The sequence below is a fragment of the Nitratireductor sp. GZWM139 genome (assembly GCF_030068685.1).
Lineage (GTDB): Bacteria > Pseudomonadota > Alphaproteobacteria > Rhizobiales > Rhizobiaceae > Nitratireductor > Nitratireductor aquimarinus.
In genome coordinates, this window is record NZ_JAMQML010000009.1 from 139,065 (window position 1) to 158,723 (window position 19,659).

Genomic DNA, 19,659 nt, shown 5'->3' on the forward strand with positions numbered 1-19,659 from the left:
TAATAAGCGGCGATTTTGCCCCGGAATCTTCGGCAACTTCTAGTCGTGGCTGACCTTGCCACGCATCTTCTTGATGGAGGAGCGGCCAGCCTTGGCTTTCAGGCGGCGTTCGATGGCGGAGCGGGTGGGCTTTGTCTTCTTGCGCGGCCGTGGCGGTGGCTCGGCGGCGCGGGTCAGAAGTTCGGTCAGCCGGTCGCGCGCATCGGCGCGGTTCATCTCCTGGGTGCGGTAGCGTCCGGCCTCGATGACGATCTCGCCTTCCTTCGTGGCGCGGCTTCCCGCCAGTTCCAGAACCTTCTCGCGAATGCGCTGCGGCAGGCCGCGCGCGTTCCTCGCGTTGAAGCGCAGCTGAACGGCGGTCGCCACCTTGTTGACGTTCTGACCGCCGGGACCGGAGGAACGGATGAACTGTTCCTGCAATTCGTCCTCGAAGACGGTCACGCCATTTCTGATGTTGAGGTCGCCCTCGGCCATTGCGCCAGTCCGGTTGTGTTTTCTTGCATCAAAACAAAGGGCCCGACCAAATGGCCGGGCCCTGAAAATGCGCGTTCAGGTCCTGGGATGCAAGTCTGCGCGTTACTCGGCGGCTTCCGCCGGATGCGGTGCGGCCTCGCGCACGCTGGCGTCGACATGGGTTTCGAATTTCTCGAAATTGTCGATGAACATGCCAACCAGGCGACGGGCCTGCGCGTCATAGGCTGCCTTGTCGGCCCAGGTCGAGCGCGGGTCGAGCAGGCTGGAATCGATGCCCGGAACGTCGACCGGCACGGCGAAGCCGAAATGCGGATCGGTGCGGAACTCGGCATCGTTCAGCTTGCCGCTGAGCGCTGCATTGAGCAGGCCGCGCGTGACCTTGATGGGCATGCGGTTGCCGACGCCGTAGGCACCGCCGGTCCAGCCGGTATTGACCAGCCAGCAATCCACACCGTGACGGGCGATCAGATCGCGCAGCAGATTGCCGTATTCCGAAGGATGGCGCGGCATGAAGGGAGCGCCGAAGCAGGTGGAGAAGGTTGCTTCCGGTTCGGTAACGCCCTTTTCCGTGCCGGCCACCTTTGCGGTGTAACCGGACAGGAAGTGGTACATGGCCTGCGCCGGGGTCAGCTTGGCAATGGGCGGCAGCACGCCGAAGGCATCCGCCGTCAGCATGATGATGTTGTTGGGATGGCCGCTGCGGCCCGTTTCGCTGGCATTCGGGATGAAGTGCAGCGGATAGGCGCAGCGCGTGTTCTCGGTCAGGCTGCCATCGTCGAAGTCGGGGCGGCGCTGGTCATCGAGGACAACGTTCTCCAGCACCGTGCCGAAACGGCGGGTGGTGGCGAAGATTTCCGGCTCGGCCTCTTCCGACAGACGGATCGTCTTGGCGTAGCAGCCGCCTTCGAAGTTGAAGAGACCGGTCTCGCCCCAGCCATGCTCGTCGTCGCCGATAAGCGTGCGCGACGGATCAGCCGAAAGCGTGGTCTTGCCGGTGCCCGACAGGCCGAAGAAGACGGCGGCGTCGCCATCGGGGCCGACATTGGCCGAGCAGTGCATCGGCATCACGCCCTTGGCGGGCAGGATGTAGTTGAGCGCGGTGAAGACCGACTTCTTCATCTCGCCGGCATAGGAGGTGCCGCCGATCAGAACGATGTTGCGGGTCAGATCCACGGCGATGACCGTCTCGGTGCGGCAGCCATGGCGCTCGGGATCGGCGCGGAAGGACGGCAGGTCGATGATCGTCATCTGCGGAACGAAAGCGTCGAGCGCCTCGACTTCCGGACGCAGGAGCAGGTTACGGATAAACATGGAATGCCATGCATATTCCGTAACAACGCGCACCGGCAGGCTGTTTTCCGGATCGGCGCCGCCGACGAGATCCTGCACGAACAGGTCGCGGTCGGCCGCCTGCTTCACGAAATCGGCATAGAGCGCTTCGAAATGCTCCTGCGAGATGGGCTTGTTGTTGTCCCACCAAACGGCGTCTTCAGTGTCGGCGGTACGCACGACGAACTTGTCCTTGGCGGAACGGCCGGTGTGCTGGCCGGTCTCGGCAACGAGCGCGCCATCGGCGGAAAGCCGTGCCTCACCGCGACGCAGCGCTTCCTCATAGAGGGCAGCGGCCTGAAAGTTGTAATAGACGTTTCCCGTCGTTTTCAGACCATTGCTCTCAATCCCGCAAGCCGGGTTGCGCGTGCCGGTTTCGTTCATCGTAACCACCAAAAATCCCTTGAGATGCCTGTCTCCGCAGGCGATCCAAGCTGAAAACACAAATAATCGAGGGATTTCAAACCATTAATCGATTTAAAGATTTTAAAATCGTTTAAATCGTTTAAAAAGTACGTGATTCGACCGATATATGCACAGTTCCGAAGGGGACTGTGATGGCGCATGGCCGTGTCGGTGTGACACAGACTTCTTTATATGCCACATTTTGTACCCAATTTGTCCTGCATCTGCGCAGCCGATTGATGCAGATAGGGACGATATGCCCATGAGGGAGCCGCTAGACATGGCAACAATCGCGCTTGTCGATGACGATCGCAACATTCTCACATCCGTCTCCATAGCGCTGGAGTCCGAGGGATACCGTGTGGAGACCTACACCGATGGCGTTTCGGCGCTTGAGGGTCTGGGTGCGCGTCCGCCAAACCTTGCGATCCTCGACATCAAGATGCCGCGCATGGACGGCATGGAGCTTCTGCGGCGCCTGCGCCAGAAGAGCGACGTGCCGGTGATCTTCCTTACCTCCAAGGACGATGAGATCGATGAACTCTTCGGCCTGAAGATGGGGGCCGACGATTTCGTGCGCAAACCGTTTTCGCAACGTCTTCTGGTGGAGCGGGTACGCGCTGTCCTGCGCCGCGCCAGCACGCGGGAAACGGCGGCCAAGACGCCCGGCAAGCAGTCGGAATCGCTGGAGCGCGGCCAGCTGGTCATGGACCAGGAGCGCCACACCTGCACCTGGAAGGGGCAGCCGGTGACGCTGACCGTGACGGAATTCCTGATCCTGCATTCGCTGGCGCAGCGACCTGGCGTCGTGAAAAGCCGCGATGCGCTGATGGATTCCGCCTATGACGAGCAGGTCTATGTGGATGACCGCACGATCGACAGCCACATCAAGCGGCTTCGCAAGAAGTTCAAGGCAGTTGACGGCGAGTTCGACATGATCGAAACGCTCTATGGCGTGGGCTACCGCTTCCGCGAGATCTAGGCCGAAAATCAATTCGGCTGCGTGGCGTGCGCCCGGACAAGACAGTGGCGATGAGTGTAAAGACGGAAAAGACGGAGCAGCGGCCTTCAAGGGCTGCGCGACCGACGGGCCCGGCCTTTCTTGGCCGGCTCGCCGTGCCGTTGCGCCGTCTTTTCGGGCATTACGTCTTCTCCAGTCTCACCCGGCGCATTCTGTTTCTCAACCTGGCGGGCCTCGGCGTTCTGGTCGTCGGCGTTCTTTATCTGAACGAGTTCCGCGAGGAACTGATCAGCGCGCGCGTGGAAAGCCTGATGACGCAGGGCGAGATCATCGCCGGCGCCATTGCAAGCTCCGCCGAGGTGGAAACGGACTCGATCCTCGTCGATCCCGACAAGCTGCTTGAGCTACAGGCCGGACAGAGCCTGCCCCTGCGCGCCGATCAGCTGGAAAGCCTCGACTTCCCGATCAATCCGGAGCGGGTGGCCCCTCTCCTGCGACGGCTTATTCCGCAGACCCGCACCCGCGCGCGCATTTACGACCCGGATGCGAACCTGCTGCTCGATTCCCAATATCTTGGCCAGGTGCTGCGCTATGAACTGCCGCCGGTGGATGATGAACCCTCGGGCGTGTTCGAAAGCATCTGGCAGCGGCTGCGCGAGATTTTCCGTCGCCGTGACCTGCCGGTCTATCGCGAGCAGCCCGGCGGCAGCGGCGTTGCCTATCCGGAGGTGATGAAGGCGCTGACGGGCACCACCAATTATGTGGTGCGGATCAGCGAACAGGGCGAGCAGATCGTTTCTGTCGCCGTGCCGGTTCAGCGGTTCCGGGCGGTTCTCGGCGTGCTTCTGCTGTCGACGCAGGGCGGTGATATCGACAAGATCGTTGCAGCCGAGCGCAAGGCGATCCTGCGCGTGTTCGCCGTTGCCGCGCTGGTGACGGCCATCCTGTCGCTGCTGCTGGCCTCGACCATCGCCAATCCGCTGCGCCGGCTTTCGGCAGCTGCGGTGCGGGTGCGCCGGGGCGCGCGGTCGCGCGAGGAAATCCCGGATTTCTCACATCGTCAGGATGAGATTGGCAATCTTTCCGCAGCATTGCGCGACATGACCAAGGCGCTTTATGCGCGCATTGACGCCATTGAGAGTTTTGCCGCCGATGTGGCGCATGAGCTGAAAAACCCGCTGACCTCGCTCGGCAGCGCGGTGGAAACGCTGCCGCTCGCCAAGGATGAGCGGTCGCGCGAACGTCTTCTGGAGATCATTCAGCACGATGTGCGCCGCCTCGACCGGCTGATCAGCGACATTTCGGATGCGTCGCGGCTCGATGCGGAACTCTCGCGCGAAGATGCGAGCCGCCTGGAGCTGAAACAGTTTGTGGGTGATCTGGTGAGTGCGATCCGCGAAGCAGGGTCCAGCAAGAAGCCGGTGGAGATTACCTTCGCCACCGAAGAGCGGGATGGCGCGGACGCGACCTATTACATTCAGGGCCACGATCTGCGGCTTGGGCAGGTCATTACCAATCTGATCGAGAACGCCCGTTCCTTCGTGCCGGAAAAGACGGGGCGGATCGATGTGCGTCTGGCGCGTGTCGGCAAGCGCATCATCCTGTCCGTGGAGGACAACGGGCCGGGCATTCGCGTCGAGAACATCGACCGCATCTTCGAGCGGTTCTACACGGATCGTCCGGCGGGTGAGGCGTTCGGCCAGAATTCCGGCCTTGGCCTTTCCATCAGCCGGCAGATTGTGGAAGCCCACGGCGGCACGCTGACGGCGGAAAACATTGCGGGCGGGAAGCCCGGCGACATTCAGGGCGCACGGTTCATCGTCGCGCTGCCTGCGGAGACCTGATCCGCCATGCACAACCGCCACGCCACCGCCATCGTCGTCGCCGGTCACGGCATACTGATCGAAGGCGCGTCGGGCAGCGGCAAGACCATGCTGGCCTTCGAGGCCCTCTCCTTTTTCAAGGCGGCGGGCCTGTTTGCCTGCTTCATTTCAGACGATCAGGTATTTCTTTCCGCCCGCAATGACCGGCTGATCGTGCGCACGCCCGCACCCATTGCCGGGCTGGCGGAAGCGCGCGGGCTCGGGCCTGCAAAGCTTGCGCACATGCCGGCCGCCGTGATGGATCTCGTGGTGCGTCTTGTCGACGAACAGGACGCGCCGCGATTTTCCGAAGGGCAGCAAATGGTCCATGAAGGCATCGCGCTTCCGTGCGTGGAATTGCCGCAACGACAGGCACGAAGGGCCGTTCACGCCATCGCGGCAACCCTTCAATTGCCGCCTTTTGGCCCCTCTCAAGTCACCGTTTGAACTTTATTTAGGCGACTCGCCGCAGTTTTGGGCTTGTCAACGGCCTGTGCGTTGACAAGATAGCGCTCTTGTCGTGAGGCAGTCTGGGGTCTGGTCTTCAGAGATGGGGCCTCAGGGGTCGACCATCGCGGACCGAGGCCTAAATGAGAATAACCGGATATGCGGGCAGGCCCGCAAAGTCAGCTGGATGGAGTGAACGCGTGACAGCCTCGAGCGCAGCCTTGAAAGCCAAACCAGGAAATCGGATGATGTGCCGATGATTGGGCTCGTATTGGTGACGCATGGCCAATTGGCCGAAGAATTCCGCCACGCCGTTGAGCATGTGGTGGGTCATCAGGAAAACCTTGAAACAGTCTCCATCGGCGCTGAAGACGATATGGAGCAGCGGCGGCGCGACATCGTAGACGCCGTGGCGCGGGCCGATACCGGCTCGGGCGTGATCATCCTCACCGACATGTTCGGTGGAACGCCGTCGAACCTGGCCATCTCGGTCATGGATGCGGGCCGCGTTGAGGTGATTGCCGGCATGAACCTTCCCATGCTGATCAAGCTTTCCTCCGCACGCGCCAATGACGACATGGCGCAGGCGCTTGAAGAGGCGCAGACCGCAGGGCGGAAATACATCAATGTCGCAAGCCAGGTCCTGAGCGGAAAATGAGCGAGCCGCAGACGAACGACATGCCGGTTCGCGCACCGGCCGCCGAGGAACTCAGGCGCGAGTTCACCATCGTCAATCAGCGTGGTCTGCATGCGCGTGCTTCCGCCAAGTTCGTGCAGACGGTGGAAGCCCACGATGCCGATGTCGAGGTCGAGAAGGACGGGATCACCGTCGGCGGAACCTCGATCATGGGCCTGATGATGCTGGCGGCCAGCCCCGGCTGCAGCATCCGGGTCAGCGCCAGTGGTCCCGAAGCCGAAGGGCTTCTCGATGCGCTCGAGGCTCTGATCGCCGACCGTTTCGGCGAGGAATGCTGAGACCGCGCCATATCAGTCGACATGCACGAATAAAGATTTCTTTATATCCATTGTGAGCGCCGCATTGTTCTGGTAGTCAAAAGCCAGCATTCGCGCCCGGCCGTTCGCCTGTGGCGCCCGGATTCATCACAATCGGAGAGTACGCCAATGAGCGCTGACAAGGACTATGTGGTCGCCGACATTTCGCTGGCCGACTGGGGCCGCAAGGAAATCGAGATCGCCGAAACGGAAATGCCGGGCCTGATGGCCTGCCGCGAAGAGTTCGGCAAGGAAAAGCCGCTGAAGGGCGCGCGCATCTCCGGCTCGCTGCACATGACGATCCAGACCGCTGTTCTGATCGAGACGCTGAAGGCGCTTGGCGCGGATGTGCGCTGGGCATCGTGCAACATCTTCTCGACCCAGGACCACGCCGCTGCGGCCATCGCCGAAGGTGGCACGCCGGTCTTCGCCATCAAGGGCGAGACGCTTGAAGAGTACTGGACCTACACGGACCAGATCTTCCAGTGGACGGATGGCGAGCCCTCCAACATGATCCTCGATGATGGCGGCGACGCCACCATGTACATCCTCATCGGCGCGCGCGCCGAGGCCGGCGAGGACGTTCTGTCCAACCCGGGCAGCGAGGAAGAGGAAGTTCTGTTCGCGCAGATCAAGAAGCGCATGGCGGCAACGCCGGGCTTCTTTACGCGCCAGAAGGAAGCCATCAAGGGCGTGACCGAAGAGACGACCACCGGTGTGAACCGTCTCTACCAGCTGCAGAAGAAGGGCCTCCTCCCCTTCCCGGCAATCAACGTCAATGATTCCGTGACCAAGTCGAAGTTCGACAACAAGTATGGCTGCAAGGAATCGCTGGTCGACGGCATTCGCCGCGCAACCGACGTGATGATGGCCGGCAAGGTGGCCGTGGTCTGCGGCTATGGTGACGTGGGCAAGGGCTCCGCGCAGTCGCTTTCGGGCGCCGGCGCACGCGTGAAGGTGACGGAAGTCGACCCGATCTGCGCGCTCCAGGCCGCCATGGACGGCTTCGAGGTCGTCACGCTGGACGAAGCCGCGCCGACCGCCGACATCGTGATCACCACGACCGGCAACAAGGACGTCATCACCCTCGATCACATGCGCAAGCTGAAGGACATGGCGATCGTCGGCAATATCGGCCATTTCGACAATGAGATTCAGATCGCAGCGCTGCGCAATCTCAAATGGACGAACATCAAGCCGCAGGTCGACATGATCACCTTCCCGGATGACAAGCGGATGATCCTGCTGTCGGAAGGCCGTCTGTTGAACCTCGGCAATGCGACGGGTCACCCGAGCTTCGTGATGTCGGCATCCTTCACCAACCAGGTGCTGGCGCAGATCGAGCTCTTCGTGCGCGGCGAGGAGTACAAGAACGAAGTCTACGTTCTGCCCAAGCATCTCGACGAGAAGGTTGCCCGTCTGCACCTCGACAAGCTTGGCGCTTCGCTGACCACGCTGTCGGATGAGCAGGCCGATTACATCGGTGTGACGCCGCAGGGTCCCTTCAAGCCGGAGCACTACCGCTATTAAGCGGCGTTAACCAAAGCACAACATATTGATCCCGGACCATTGACTTTTGGTCCGGGATTATTTTTGTCGCCCGTCCTTCTTCACGACGATTCGCTCACGCGGTACAGTGCTGTGATTCGCGAGGCGGCTGACCTTCCGGGCTGTGGGCCTGGCGAAAGGAAGGGGCGGTCTTGCCACACCATGCGGCGAAGAAGGATCAAGACATGCCGGGGCTGGACCCGCTGAACGGCGGATCTATGGGCCCTAGGGGCCGACAGCGCAAAACAGGCATCACACGGGGATTGATGCGGTTTCTGACGCTGACGACGAGCGTGGTCATGCCATTCACGGCGGCCGCGCAGACGAGCGCGCAGGTTGCGCCAGGCGTGTCCTTTGCTGCTTCCGATGTCATTGAAGTCGCGGTGTTCGCCGGCATCATGGGCGCGGCGTTTCTGTCGGCCATCTGGCTGATCCGCCAGCGCGCGCGCATCGCTGCTGAAAATCTGGAGCTTCGCGCCCGTGTCGCTGAACTGAGCGGCGCACTGGGGCGTTCGGAAGCCCTTCTCAATCTCAAGGATCAACGCGCTGTCGTGTGGGGCGGTGGCGCGGACAAGCCGGCCATCGTCGGCGATCTGCCGCCGGGCTGCGGCGCGCCGGATGAACGCTCGGCGTTTCTGGCATTCGGCCGCTGGATGATGCCGCGCGCGGCGTCTGCGCTGGACCGGGCGCTGGCGAACCTGCGCGATGAAGGCGAGAACTTCGATCTGACCATCGAGACGCGCTCGGGCACGCTGCTTGAGGCGCAGGGACGCAAGTCGGCGCAGCACACCGTGCTGCGTTTCATCTCGCTTGCCGGCGTGCGCGAAGAACATGCGCGGATGCAGGTGGAGCAGGAGAACCTGCTTTCCGAGCGCAGGACCGTTCTGGGACTGCTCGATTCCCTCGACATGCCGTTCTGGCTGCGTGACAAGGCAGGCCAGCTTGCCTGGGTGAACCGCGCGTTCACCGGTGCTGTCGACGCGCCGAGCGGTGATGCGGTGCTACGCGAGCAGCTTGAATTCCTGCCCATGTCGGCGCGTGAAGAGATCACCAGCCGCCACCGCGAGGCCAATGAGGTGTTCAGGCAGTCGCTCTCCGCCGTTGTGCGCGGCGAGCGCCGGGTGTTTGCGATCACCGATTATGCGGGTGCGCATGGTTCGGCCGGCATCGCCAGCGATGTCAGCGAGGTGGAGACGATCCGCCGTGAGTTCGAAAGCACGGTGCAGAGTCATTCCGACACGCTGGATCAGCTCACCACGGCTGTCGCCATTTTCGACGAGAACCAGAAGCTGCGCTTCTTCAACCAGTCGTTCCAGAAGCTCTGGGATCTGGACACGCCCTTCCTGGAGAGCGCGCCGGACAATGCGCTTCTGCTCGACCGTCTGCGCAGCGAAGGCACGCTTGCCGAGCAGCCCGAATGGCGTCGCTGGAAGCAGGAGCTTCTTTCCGCCTATCGCAGCATGAAGCCGGAAGAACACTGGTGGCATCTGCCCGACGGGCGCACGATCCGTGTCATCGCCAATCCGCAGCCCAAGGGCGGCGTGACCTGGGTTTTCGAAAACCTGACGGAAAAGTTCGACCTGGAAAGCCGCTACAATGCGGCCATGCGGGTGCAGGGTGAAACGCTCGACAATCTGACCGAAGGTGTGGCCGTGTTCGGCCCCGATGGTCGCCTGCGCCTTTCCAACCCGGCCTTCCAGCGGCTCTGGAGCCTGCCCGATACGCTGATCGCTTCGGGTGCGCACATCGCCGATATCCGCACGGTCTGCGACCCGCTGGCGAAGGAAAGCCCCTGGCGCAGCTTCGTTGCCTCGGTCACCGGTTTCGATGACGAGCGCCGCAGCCAGCACGGACAGGTGGAATTAAGCAATGGCTCGGTGCTGAGCCACGCGACGATCCCGCTGCCCAACGGGCAGGTGATGATCACGTTTGTCGACATGACCGACAGCGTGAACGTGGAACGTGCGCTGAAGGAAAAGAACGACGCGCTGCAGAAGGCGGACAAGCTGAAGAACGATTTCGTTCAGCACGTCTCCTACGAGCTGCGCTCGCCGCTGACCAACATCATCGGTTTCACCGAGCTTCTGAACATTCAGGACACCGGATCGCTGAACCAGAGGCAGCGCGAATATGTGGACCATATCGGTTCGTCGTCTTCGGTGCTTCTCACGGTGGTGAACGACATTCTCGATCTTGCCACGGTCGATGCCGGCATCATGGAGCTGGAGATCGGCGAAGTGCGGGTTGGCGACATGGTCGAGGCTGCGGCCGGGCTCATCTCCGAGCGGCTGCGCGAGCACCAGATCCGCCTCGACGTGCAGATGGACGATGCCGCGCTGGTCTTCCATGCGGATGAGAACCGGGTGCGGCAGGTGCTGTTCAACCTGCTCTCCAACGCGGCCAATTATGCGCCGGAGCACAGCATTATCCGGCTTGTGGCGCGGCAGTATGACGACGCGGTCGAATTCAGCGTGCATGATGACGGTCCGGGCATGGCGCCGGACGTGCTGGAGACGATCTTCCGGCGCTTCGAGCCGCATGTGAATGGCGGTCGCCGTCGCGGCGCGGGGCTCGGCCTCTCCATCGTCAAGAGTTTCGTCGAGCTGCATGGCGGCTCTGTTCACATCGACACGGGCGAAGGGCGTGGAACCACGGTAACCTGCCGTTTCCCCTCCGCGCCGACACAGGCGCGGGTCGCCGCAGAGTAGCCACACCCTATGACCGCGCGCGTTCTGGAACGCTTCCTGCCGGATGAAAACGCAACGACGCTGTTCGGCGAAGACATCGCCGTGGCGCTGCGCGCCGGCGATGTGCTTGCCCTGAAGGGGGATCTCGGCGCCGGCAAGACGACGCTGGCCCGTTCCATCGTTCGCGCGCTGGCCGAAGACCCGGACATGGATGTGCCGAGCCCGACCTTCACGCTGGTGCAGAGCTATGATGCGCGCATTCCCGTGCATCATTTCGATCTCTACCGGCTGGGCGAGCCGGACGAGCTGGAAGAACTTGGCCTGTTCGAAGCGGCGGAAGACGGCGTTGCGCTGGTCGAATGGCCGGAGCGCGCCGGTGACGCGCTTAAGGATGCGATCCGGCTCGAACTGCATGACGAGGGCGAAGGCCGGCTGGCGGTGATCACCGGACCGGACGACGCCATGCTTCGGCTGGAGCGCAGCTTCGCCATTCGCGATTTTCTGAACAAGGCCGGTGAAAAGCGGGCGCATCGCGCGTTTCTTCTGGGTGACGCCTCGCTGCGCGCCTATGAGACCGTGACCACGCGGCTTGGCGCGCGACGCATCCTGATGAATGCGCCGGAACGGCGCGACGAGCCGCTTCTGGCATGCGGGCGGCCCTATAGCCGGATCGCGCATCTGGCGCAGTCGGTCGCGGCATCCGTGGCGATGGCGAACACCATTCGCGCGCGTGGGTTCGCGGCCTATGAAGTCTATGCGCAGGATCTGGAAACCGGGCTGCTTCTGACCGAGCATCTGGGCGTGACGCCGTTTCTTTCGCCCGAGGGCGAGCCGGTGGCCGAGCGTTATGTGGAGGCGGCGCGCCTGCTGGCAGCACTGCACCGCGATGCCTGGCCGACCGAGATGCCGGTGGATGAAGGGCATGTGCATGAACTGCCGCCCTATGACCGGGAGGCGCTCGGCATCGAGGTGAGCCTGCTCACCGACTGGTACATGCCGTTCATGGCGGGCCGTCCGGCAAGCGATGAAGAACGCGCGGGCTATATGGAATGCTGGGACCGGCTTTTCGCGCGCCTTGAAGATTTTGAAAAGAACCTGGTGCTGCGCGACTTCCATTCGCCCAACCTGATCTGGCGCGGCGAGCGCGAAGGGTTTGACCGGCTGGGGCTGATCGACCTGCAGGACGCTGTGTGCGGACCGGCGGCCTATGACGTTGCCTCGCTGGCGCTCGATGCGCGCGTGACGATGCCGGAAGAGCTGGAGCGCGCCGTGGTGGAGGCCTATTGCGCCGCCCGCGCCGAGCAGGGACCATTTGACCGCGCGGCGTTCGACGAGGCCTATGCGATTTGCGGAACGCAGCGCAATTCGAAACTGCTTGGCACCTTCGTGCGGCTGGAGCAGCGCGATCACAAGCCGTTCTACATCAAGCATCTGCCGCGCATCCGCACCTATCTGCGCCGGGCGATGCGCCACCCCGCGCTGGATGAGCTGCGCGGCTTCTACGAAGAGGCGGGTTTCCTCGGCGGAGATGAAGAATGAGCGGGGCGAGACCCGACAATATGCCTGATACGGCGATGGTGCTGGCGGCGGGGCTGGGAAAGCGCATGCGGCCCATCACCGACACGCTGCCCAAGCCGCTGGTCCAGGTCGCAGGCCGCACGCTGATCGACCGCGCGCTGGACATGCTTGAGCATGCCGGCGTCGGCACGGCGGTGGTGAATGTGCATTATCTGGCCGACCAGATGGAGGCGCATCTGGCTGACCGCGTTACGCCGCATGTCATCATCTCCGATGAGCGCGACCGGCTCATGGATTCGGCTGGCGGCGTCATCCGCGCGCTGCCGCATCTGGGCGATGCGCCATTCTTCATTCTCAACGCCGACACGTTCTGGCTCGAGGGTGAGACATCCAATCTGGAGCGGCTGGCCCTTGCCTGGGACGACGCGACCATGGATATTCTCCTCATGGTTGCGGATACCGAACAGGCGACGGGTCATTCCGGCTCGACCGATTACCGAATGGATGCGGATGGCCGCCTTGCCCGCGACCGGGGCGTGGCGGGCGGCGTCATCTATGCGGGGGCGATTGTGCTCAATCCGCGTATCTTCGACGGGGCCGGCGATGAGCCGCAATCACTGAACACCTATTTCGATGCAGCGGAACGCAAGGGCCGGCTGTTCGGCATGAAGATGGACGGCGCGTGGATCACCGTCGGCACGCCGGATGCGATCGCGCCCGCCGAAGCGGTGGTGGCCGCGCACGGTGAGCAGTGCGATGCCGGCTAAGCATCCGCCGCGCGTCTATTCCATTCCCCCCGGCGTCCACTTCCTGGAGACGCTTGCAGAAGCGCTGCTTGACGGGCGGCTTGTTCCCGGTTTTCGTCATGATGGCGATCCGCTGGCGCTGGCGGATGTCACGATCTATCTGCCGACCCGCCGCGCCGCACGCGCGCTGCGCGATGTGCTGCTTGAAAAGCTGAGCGGCCAGTCGGCCATCCTGCCTGTCATTCGCCCGCTGGGTGAGTTCGACGAGGAGGCGGCGCTGTTCGACACGGAGGGCGCATCCGCACTCGATCTTGCGCCGCCCATCGAGGCGCTGGACCGCATCCTGCTTCTGGCGCCGATGGTGCAGGCGTGGAAGGCGCGCCTGCCCGGCCATGTGGCCGCGCTCTTCGAGGAAGGCGTGGTGGTGCCGGCCTCGGCGTCGGATTCCATCTGGCTCGCGCGGGATCTGGCCGCGCTGATGGACGAGATCGAAACCGAGGAAGCGGACTGGACGAAGCTTGCCGGTCTTGCGCCCGACGCGCTGGCGCACTGGTGGCAGGTGACGCTCGAATTCCTGCAGATCGTCACGGCGCACTGGCCCAACCTGCTTGACGCGCTTGACCGCTCCAACCCGGCGGCGCATCGGAACGCCATGCTGGCCGCCGAGACGGCGCGGCTCAGGACGCAGGCCCACAGGGGACCGGTCATCGCGGCAGGCTCCACCGGCACCATTCCGGCGACGGCGCGGCTTCTGGCGACAATTGCCGGGCTGGACAATGGCGCGGTGGTGTTGCCGGGGCTGGACAAGCGGCTCGATGCGCGCGCCTGGGACGCGGTGGGCGATGCGTCCGAGCCATCCGCCTTCGGGCACCCGCAGGCGGGCTTGAAGAAGCTGCTTGCCGCAATGGGCATGGAGCGGGCGGATGTGGTGGAGATCGGCGCGCCCTCGCCGGCGCTTGCGCTGCGGCGCGCGCTGGTGAGCGAAACGCTGCGCCCGGCGGAAACCACCGATGCCTGGCTTGAAAACCGGGCGCTGGCGGACGATGCAACGGAAGGCGGTGCGCTGGCCGGCGTCACGCTGGTGGAAACGGCCAACGAGCGCGACGAGGCGCTTTCGATTGCCGTTGCGCTGCGCCTCGCGCTGACCAGCGACAGGGCCACGGCGGCGCTAGTGACGCCGGATCGCGGGCTGGCGCGGCGGGTGGCCGTGGAGCTGCGGCGCTTCGGCATCGAGGCGGACGATTCCGGCGGCACGCCACTGGCCGACAGTCCGCCGGCGACGCTGGCGCGGCTCCTTCTGGAAACGGTGTTTCGCCCCGGCGAACCCATCGCCATGGTGGCCCTGCTCAAACATCCGCTCCTGCGGCTCGGACTGAAACGCGCCAGAGTGCGACGGGCGGCGGAGACCATTGAACTGGTGGCGCTGCGCGGTGGCACGGGAAGGCCCGATATCGCAACGCTCGACACGCTGTTCGAGACGCGCTGGGCGGGCATCGAGAGCAGCACGCGCAAGCCCTTCTGGTTCGTGCGCGTCAACGATGCAGCCCTTGCCGAAGCCCGCGCCGTACTGGAGGCGCTGCGCGCGGCGCTTACGCCCTTGGTCGAGATGCGCGGCGTGCGCGGTGTTGGCGTGCCGGACATGGCGCGCTTTACCGTGGAGGTGCTGGAGGCGCTGGGGCGCTCCGAGGATGGCAGCCTCACCAATTACTATGAGGGCGAGCGGGGGCAGGCCATGGCCGCCTTCCTGCGCGGACTGGTCGGCTCCGACACGACGCTGCCCTTCGACGCCAGCGAATGGCCGCCGGTCTTTGCAGCGCTGATCGCCACCGAAGTGGTGAAGCCGACCATGGGCGCAGACAAGCGCGTGGCGATCTGGGGCGCGCTTGAGGCGCGGCTTCTCAGTGTCGACACGCTGGTGCTGGGCGGCATGAACGAGGGCACCTGGCCAAGCATCCCCTCCTCCGACCGCTTCATGTCGCGGCTGATGAAGGCCGAGCTTTCGCTGGAGCCGCCGGAGCGGCGTATCGGTCAGGCGGCGCATGACTTCATGATGGCGATGGGATCGGAGAATGTGGTGCTGACCCGCGCCGCGCGCGCCGGCGATGCCCCCGCCGTCGCTTCGCGCTGGCTGCAGCGCATCACTGCATTTGCCGGCAAAGAAGCGACCGAGGCGATGCGCGTGCGTGGCCGCAGGCTGATCGGCTGGGCGCGCCTTCTGGACGACAGACCGGACGAAGATTTCGCTCCGCGACCCGAACCGGCCCCTGCGGTGGAAGCGCGGCCGACGCGCTTCTCGGTCACGGAGATCGAGACGCTGCGGCGCGACCCCTATGCGGTCTATGCGAAGCGCATTCTGGAGCTGGTTGCCCTCGACCCTCTGATCCGCGATCCGGGGGCTGCCGAGCGCGGCAATCTCTTCCACGACATTCTTGAGCACTTCATCAAGGAGGTGGACGATCCGTCCGGGCATGAGGCGCTCGAGTGTCTGATCGCCATCGGGCGACGGCTCTTTGCCGAGGCAGGGCTGCCGCAGGATGTGGCGACCGTCTGGTGGCCGCGTTTCGAGCGCACGGCCGCGGCCGTCATCGAATGGGAGCGGGCGCGCGCGGAGGGCATCGCCAGGCGTCATGCGGAAATCCGCGCATCGGCCATCGAGGTGGCGAAGCTCGGCCTTACCCTTTCAGGCCGCGCCGACCGCATCGACATTCGTGACGATGGCAGCGCCGACATTCTCGACTACAAGACGGGCGCGACGCCCTCGCGGCGTCAGGCGCATACGCTCATCTCGCCGCAGCTGGCGCTTGAGGCCGCACTTCTTCAGCGCGGCGCGTTTGCCGATGTGGGGGCTGCGCAGCCGAACGAACTTGCCTATGTGCGGCTCAAGGCGAATGGCGAGGTGTTTTCCGAGTCCATTCTCAAGATCAAGAACAGCGACAAGACAGCGCCCGGCATGGCCGAGGAAGCGTGGGAGCGGCTGTCGCAGCTTCTCGCGCATTACCACAAGGCCGAGACCGGCTACCGTTCGCGCGTCCTGCCATTCCGCGAAGGCGATGTGGGCGGCGACTACGATCATCTGGCGCGTGTGCTCGAATGGTCGGCCGGTGGCGATACGGGCGATGGCGGAGAGGGCGAATGAAGAAGCTGCCCTTCATCCCCGAAGACACGATCCGGGCGCAGGCGCTGGCCGCCGATCCGGCCAACTCCGCCTGGGTGTCGGCCAATGCCGGGTCGGGCAAGACCCATGTGCTCGCCCAGCGCGTGATCCGCCTTCTGCTGCAGGGGGCCGATCCGTCGAAGATCCTCTGCCTGACCTATACGCGCGCCGCCGCAGCCAACATGGCCAACCGCGTGTTTCGCGATCTCGCGGGCTGGAGCCTGATGTCCGATGATGCGCTGTCGGAGGTCATTGCCAAGCTTGAGGGCGGCAGGCCAGGCCGGGAAACGCTCGCCCGCGCGCGGCGGCTTTTCGCCCGTGCGCTGGAAACGCCGGGCGGGCTGAAGATCCAGACGATCCACGCCTTCTGCGAGGCGATCCTGCATCAGTTCCCGCTCGAGGCGAACATTGCCGGCCATTTCGAGCTACTGGATTCGCAGATGGAAGAGGCGCTGCTGGCCGAGGCGCGGCGCGATCTTCTGTCGGGCGCTGCCGGCGAGGACGCGGTGCTGTCGGACGCCTTCGCCGAAGTGCTGGAGCGCGGTGGCGAGAGCGGTCTTCAGGATCTCCTGTCGGAAATCGTCTCCCGTCGCGACGGGCTGCGCGCCTTCATCGACGAGATTGCCAACGACCCGGTTCCATACAGCGCGCTGTTCGAGGAATTCGGTTTTGCGCCGGGTGAGGACGCCGAGGCGATTGCCGCTTCGATCTGGCCGCTTCCCGGTTTCGACGCCAGCGCGTTTCGCGCGCTTGTGGCCGAGGCGGAGGCGGTGGACGCCAAGACGGTGCTGAAGGGCATCGTGCCAGAGGCGACGCTGGCCTTCGAGGAGCGCGACCCGCTGCGCCGGCTGGAGCATCTGCGGAAGGGTTTTCTCAAGGCCGATGGCGGCGTTTATGGCGAGAGCACGTTCAAGAAGGCGCTGCGCGCCGCCCTGCCCGATATCGTGGAGCGCTATGTCGAAGCGGCGGAGGTGATCCGCACTGCGGTCGACCGTGTGGCGTTGTTCCGCATGCTGGAGGCCACGCGTTCGGCGCTGGTGATCGCCGACGGCATGATTGCGCGCTACGAACGGCTGAAGCGGGCACGCGGTTTTCTCGATTTCAACGATCTTATCACGCGCACGATCCGGCTTCTGGCGCGCGCCGATGCCGGACCGTGGGTGCAGTACAAGCTCGACAAGGGCATCGACCACGTTCTGATCGACGAAGCGCAGGATACGAGCCCCGAGCAATGGCAGATTGTGCGACTGCTTGCCGAAGAGTTTTTTGCCGGCGAAAGTGCGCGCGAGGGATTGCAGCGCACCATCTTTGCGGTGGGCGACGAAAAACAGTCGATCTACTCCTTCCAGGGGGCGGAGCCGGCAGCATTCGGCGAAAGTGGACGGGCCTTCGAAAAGAAGGTGCGGGCGGCGGAGCGCCGTTTCGAGCGCCTGCGCCTGCGCTATTCCTTCCGCTCAACCGAGGATGTTCTGAAAGCGGCCGACCTGGTGTTCTCAAGGGAAGAGGCGGCGCAGGGGCTGACCCATGATCCCGAGCCGATCGAGCATCTTGCGGTGCGCGCGGGCCAGCCCGGCTATGTGGAAGTGTGGTCGCCCATCGCGCCGGAAGTGGTGGAGGAGCCGGACGACTGGACGGAAGCCATCGACCACGCGTCGGCTCCGGCGGTGCGACTGGCTGAAACCATTGCCCAGACAGTCGAGGACTGGATCCGGAATGGCGAGATCATTGAAGGCACGGGCAAACGCCTGACGGCGGGCGATGTGCTGGTTCTGGTGCGCAAGCGCGACCGCTTCGTGCATGCACTGTCGCGCAGCCTCAAGAACCGCCACATCGATGTGGCCGGTGCAGACCGCCTGCGGCTGACGGCGCATATTGCCGTGCAGGACCTGATCGCGCTTGGCCGCTTTCTTCTGCAGCCGCATGACGACCTTTCGCTGGCTGCGGTGCTGAAAAGCCCGCTGTTCGGCATGGATGAGGAGCGCCTGTTCCGGCTTGCCTGGAACCGTGGCCGGGCGGTTCCACTGTTTGACGCCATGCGGGCGCAGGCGCTGTCGGACCCGGCGGTGGCCGGCATGGTCGAGACGCTGCAACGCTGGCAGAACGAGGCGGCGTTCAAGCCGGCCTTTGAATTCTATGCCGGGCTGCTTTCGGGCAGCCGGGACCGGGAAGGCGCGCGCCGGCTGTTTGTCGCGCGGCTCGGTCATGAGGCGAATGACATTCTCGACGAGTTCCTGTCATTCGCGCTGGCCGGCGAGCGGGCGGGGCTCAACGGTCTTGAGGCGCTGCTCTCGGCGCTTGACGGGCAGGCCCCGGAGATCAAGCGCGAGATGGATCAGACGCGCGACGAGCTGCGCATCATGACGGTGCATGCCGCCAAGGGGCTGGAAGCGCCGGTGGTGTTTCTGGTCGATCCGGGCAGCGCGCCCTTCGTGGCGCAGCATCTGCCAAAGCTGATGCCGTTTGCGCCGCGTGGCGAGGGCTGGCAGGGCAAGGGCTTCCTCTGGCGCGCCGGCAAGGATGTCTCCAATTCGGTGGCGGCAGGCTTCGAGGCGAATGCAAAGGTCAAGGCGGAGGAAGAATACCGCCGGCTTCTCTATGTGGGCATGACGCGGGCCGAGGACCGGCTGATCGTGTGCGGGTATCACGGCGCGCGCGAACCGCAGGACCTGACCTGGCAGAACACGGTGCGGCAGGCGCTTTCAGGTGCGGAGGTCGCCGTGGAACTGGACCGTCCCGCAGCCTGTGCACCGGTCTATCGCTACCGTGTGAGCGAAGCGCCACCGGTCGAGGAAGAGGCAGCACCAGTGGCCGAAGCCGCGCCTGAAACGGCGCTGCCGGAAACTTTGCTGACGCCGCCGCCGATGCCGACAGACCTGCCGCGTCCGCTTTCGCCATCGCGGGCGGGTGCGTTGATCGAGGCTGATTACGAGCCGGTTCCCTCGCCGCGTTCGCCGGTGCTCGACGGGGAGCGGAAGCCGGGCTTTGCGATCCAGCGCGGTATTGCCGTGCACAGGCTTCTGCAATTGCTGCCCGACTGTCGCGAGGATGCGCGCGAGGCGGCCGCGCAGCGCTATCTCGACCGTGTCGGCAGCGGCTGGACCGCGCAGGAGCGGGAGAGCGTCTGGCGTTCGGTTCGGGCCATTCTCGATGATGCGCGTTTCAGCGCGATTTTCGCGTCCGGCTCGCGGGCAGAGATCTCCGTGATGGGCGAATTGACGCTCGGCGAGCGGCGCCATGCCGTCTCCGGCAAGATCGACCGCCTTGCGGTCACCGACGAAGCGGTGCTGATCGTCGATTACAAGACGAACCGCCCGACGCCGGAGACGCTGGCCGAAGCGCCCGGCGCTTATGTGGCGCAGCTGGCGCTTTATGCGGAGCTTCTCAAACCGCTCTATCCGGGTCGCCGGATCGAGGCTGCGCTGCTCTTCACGGAAGCGCCGGTTCTGCTGCCTGTTCCGGAGGAGGAGCTGGCGGCTGCGCTTGAACGTCTTGCCCCGGCGTGACACAAGAGCGCTTGACGCAGCGAAGCGCCACC

13 protein-coding genes are annotated in these 19,659 nt (G+C 64.3%); 11 read left to right on the top strand and 2 right to left on the bottom strand.

Going from position 1 to position 19,659, the window contains the following annotated elements:
• Window positions 1–39: 39 nt before the first annotated feature.
• Entirely contained in the window at window positions 40–474 is a 435-nt protein-coding gene (gene arfB / locus NDI72_RS12975) for an alternative ribosome rescue aminoacyl-tRNA hydrolase ArfB (protein ID WP_113153643.1), read from the bottom strand.
• Between the two features lie 102 nt (window positions 475–576).
• Window positions 577–2,187, bottom strand: coding sequence for a phosphoenolpyruvate carboxykinase (locus NDI72_RS12980; RefSeq protein WP_283800639.1), 1,611 nt, complete (start codon window positions 2,185–2,187; stop codon window positions 577–579).
• Between the two features lie 301 nt (window positions 2,188–2,488).
• Here NDI72_RS12980 and NDI72_RS12985 point away from each other — a divergent pair, with 301 nt between their 5' ends.
• The 11 genes from NDI72_RS12985 to addA all read left to right on the top strand — a co-directional run bounded on the left by NDI72_RS12985 (window position 2,489) and on the right by addA (window position 19,627).
• A complete protein-coding gene (locus tag NDI72_RS12985) occupies window positions 2,489–3,190 on the top strand; it encodes a response regulator transcription factor (protein WP_113153645.1) in 702 nt (233 codons plus the stop codon).
• A 50-nt stretch (window positions 3,191–3,240) separates the two neighbouring features.
• Window positions 3,241–5,013: a sensor histidine kinase gene (locus tag NDI72_RS12990; protein ID WP_113156099.1), complete on the top strand. Its 1,773-nt coding sequence runs from the start codon at window positions 3,241–3,243 to the stop codon at window positions 5,011–5,013.
• A 6-nt stretch (window positions 5,014–5,019) separates the two neighbouring features.
• Entirely contained in the window at window positions 5,020–5,478 is a 459-nt protein-coding gene (locus NDI72_RS12995) for an HPr kinase/phosphorylase (RefSeq protein ID WP_283800640.1), read from the top strand.
• Between the two features lie 256 nt (window positions 5,479–5,734).
• Window positions 5,735–6,136, top strand: a complete 402-nt coding sequence (locus NDI72_RS13000; protein WP_113153647.1) for a PTS sugar transporter subunit IIA — start codon at window positions 5,735–5,737, stop codon at window positions 6,134–6,136.
• Window positions 6,133–6,453, top strand: coding sequence for an HPr family phosphocarrier protein (locus NDI72_RS13005; protein ID WP_502888403.1), 321 nt, complete (start codon window positions 6,133–6,135; stop codon window positions 6,451–6,453). Before NDI72_RS13000 ends, NDI72_RS13005 begins: the two co-directional genes overlap by 4 nt.
• 147 nt (window positions 6,454–6,600) lie before the next feature.
• A complete protein-coding gene (ahcY, locus tag NDI72_RS13010) occupies window positions 6,601–8,001 on the top strand; it encodes an adenosylhomocysteinase (protein WP_206545555.1) in 1,401 nt (466 codons plus the stop codon).
• A 203-nt stretch (window positions 8,002–8,204) separates the two neighbouring features.
• Complete coding sequence (locus NDI72_RS13015; RefSeq protein ID WP_371685962.1) at window positions 8,205–10,727, top strand: sensor histidine kinase; 2,523 nt, start codon at window positions 8,205–8,207, stop codon at window positions 10,725–10,727.
• A 9-nt stretch (window positions 10,728–10,736) separates the two neighbouring features.
• Entirely contained in the window at window positions 10,737–12,245 is a 1,509-nt protein-coding gene (gene tsaE, locus NDI72_RS13020; RefSeq protein ID WP_283800641.1) for a tRNA (adenosine(37)-N6)-threonylcarbamoyltransferase complex ATPase subunit type 1 TsaE, read from the top strand.
• The gene (locus NDI72_RS13025) at window positions 12,242–12,991 is read left to right on the top strand and encodes a nucleotidyltransferase family protein (RefSeq protein WP_283800642.1); all 750 of its coding nucleotides are present in this window, start codon (window positions 12,242–12,244) and stop codon (window positions 12,989–12,991) included. Before tsaE ends, NDI72_RS13025 begins: the two co-directional genes overlap by 4 nt.
• Complete coding sequence (addB, locus tag NDI72_RS13030; RefSeq protein ID WP_283800643.1) at window positions 12,981–16,106, top strand: double-strand break repair protein AddB; 3,126 nt, start codon at window positions 12,981–12,983, stop codon at window positions 16,104–16,106. Before NDI72_RS13025 ends, addB begins: the two co-directional genes overlap by 11 nt.
• Complete coding sequence (gene addA / locus NDI72_RS13035; RefSeq protein WP_283800644.1) at window positions 16,103–19,627, top strand: double-strand break repair helicase AddA; 3,525 nt, start codon at window positions 16,103–16,105, stop codon at window positions 19,625–19,627. The genes addB and addA overlap by 4 nt, the downstream gene beginning before the upstream one ends.
• Window positions 19,628–19,659 lie beyond the last annotated feature (32 nt).

Excerpts from the sequence above, each read along its gene's own strand:
- NDI72_RS13025 (WP_283800642.1), top strand. The coding sequence starts at position 12,242 with ATGAGCGGGGCGAGACCCGACAATATGCCTGATACGGCGATGGTGCTG.
- NDI72_RS12980 (WP_283800639.1), bottom strand. The coding sequence starts at position 2,187 with ATGAACGAAACCGGCACGCGCAACCCGGCTTGCGGGATTGAGAGCAAT.
- addA (WP_283800644.1), top strand. The coding sequence starts at position 16,103 with ATGAAGAAGCTGCCCTTCATCCCCGAAGACACGATCCGGGCGCAGGCG.
- ahcY (WP_206545555.1), top strand. The coding sequence starts at position 6,601 with ATGAGCGCTGACAAGGACTATGTGGTCGCCGACATTTCGCTGGCCGAC.
- NDI72_RS13005 (WP_502888403.1), top strand. The coding sequence starts at position 6,133 with ATGAGCGAGCCGCAGACGAACGACATGCCGGTTCGCGCACCGGCCGCC.
- NDI72_RS12995 (WP_283800640.1), top strand. The coding sequence starts at position 5,020 with ATGCACAACCGCCACGCCACCGCCATCGTCGTCGCCGGTCACGGCATA.
- arfB (WP_113153643.1), bottom strand. The coding sequence starts at position 474 with ATGGCCGAGGGCGACCTCAACATCAGAAATGGCGTGACCGTCTTCGAG.
- NDI72_RS12985 (WP_113153645.1), top strand. The coding sequence starts at position 2,489 with ATGGCAACAATCGCGCTTGTCGATGACGATCGCAACATTCTCACATCC.
- tsaE (WP_283800641.1), top strand. The coding sequence starts at position 10,737 with ATGACCGCGCGCGTTCTGGAACGCTTCCTGCCGGATGAAAACGCAACG.
- addB (WP_283800643.1), top strand. The coding sequence starts at position 12,981 with ATGCCGGCTAAGCATCCGCCGCGCGTCTATTCCATTCCCCCCGGCGTC.
- NDI72_RS12990 (WP_113156099.1), top strand. The coding sequence starts at position 3,241 with ATGAGTGTAAAGACGGAAAAGACGGAGCAGCGGCCTTCAAGGGCTGCG.
- NDI72_RS13000 (WP_113153647.1), top strand. The coding sequence starts at position 5,735 with ATGATTGGGCTCGTATTGGTGACGCATGGCCAATTGGCCGAAGAATTC.
- NDI72_RS13015 (WP_371685962.1), top strand. The coding sequence starts at position 8,205 with ATGCCGGGGCTGGACCCGCTGAACGGCGGATCTATGGGCCCTAGGGGC.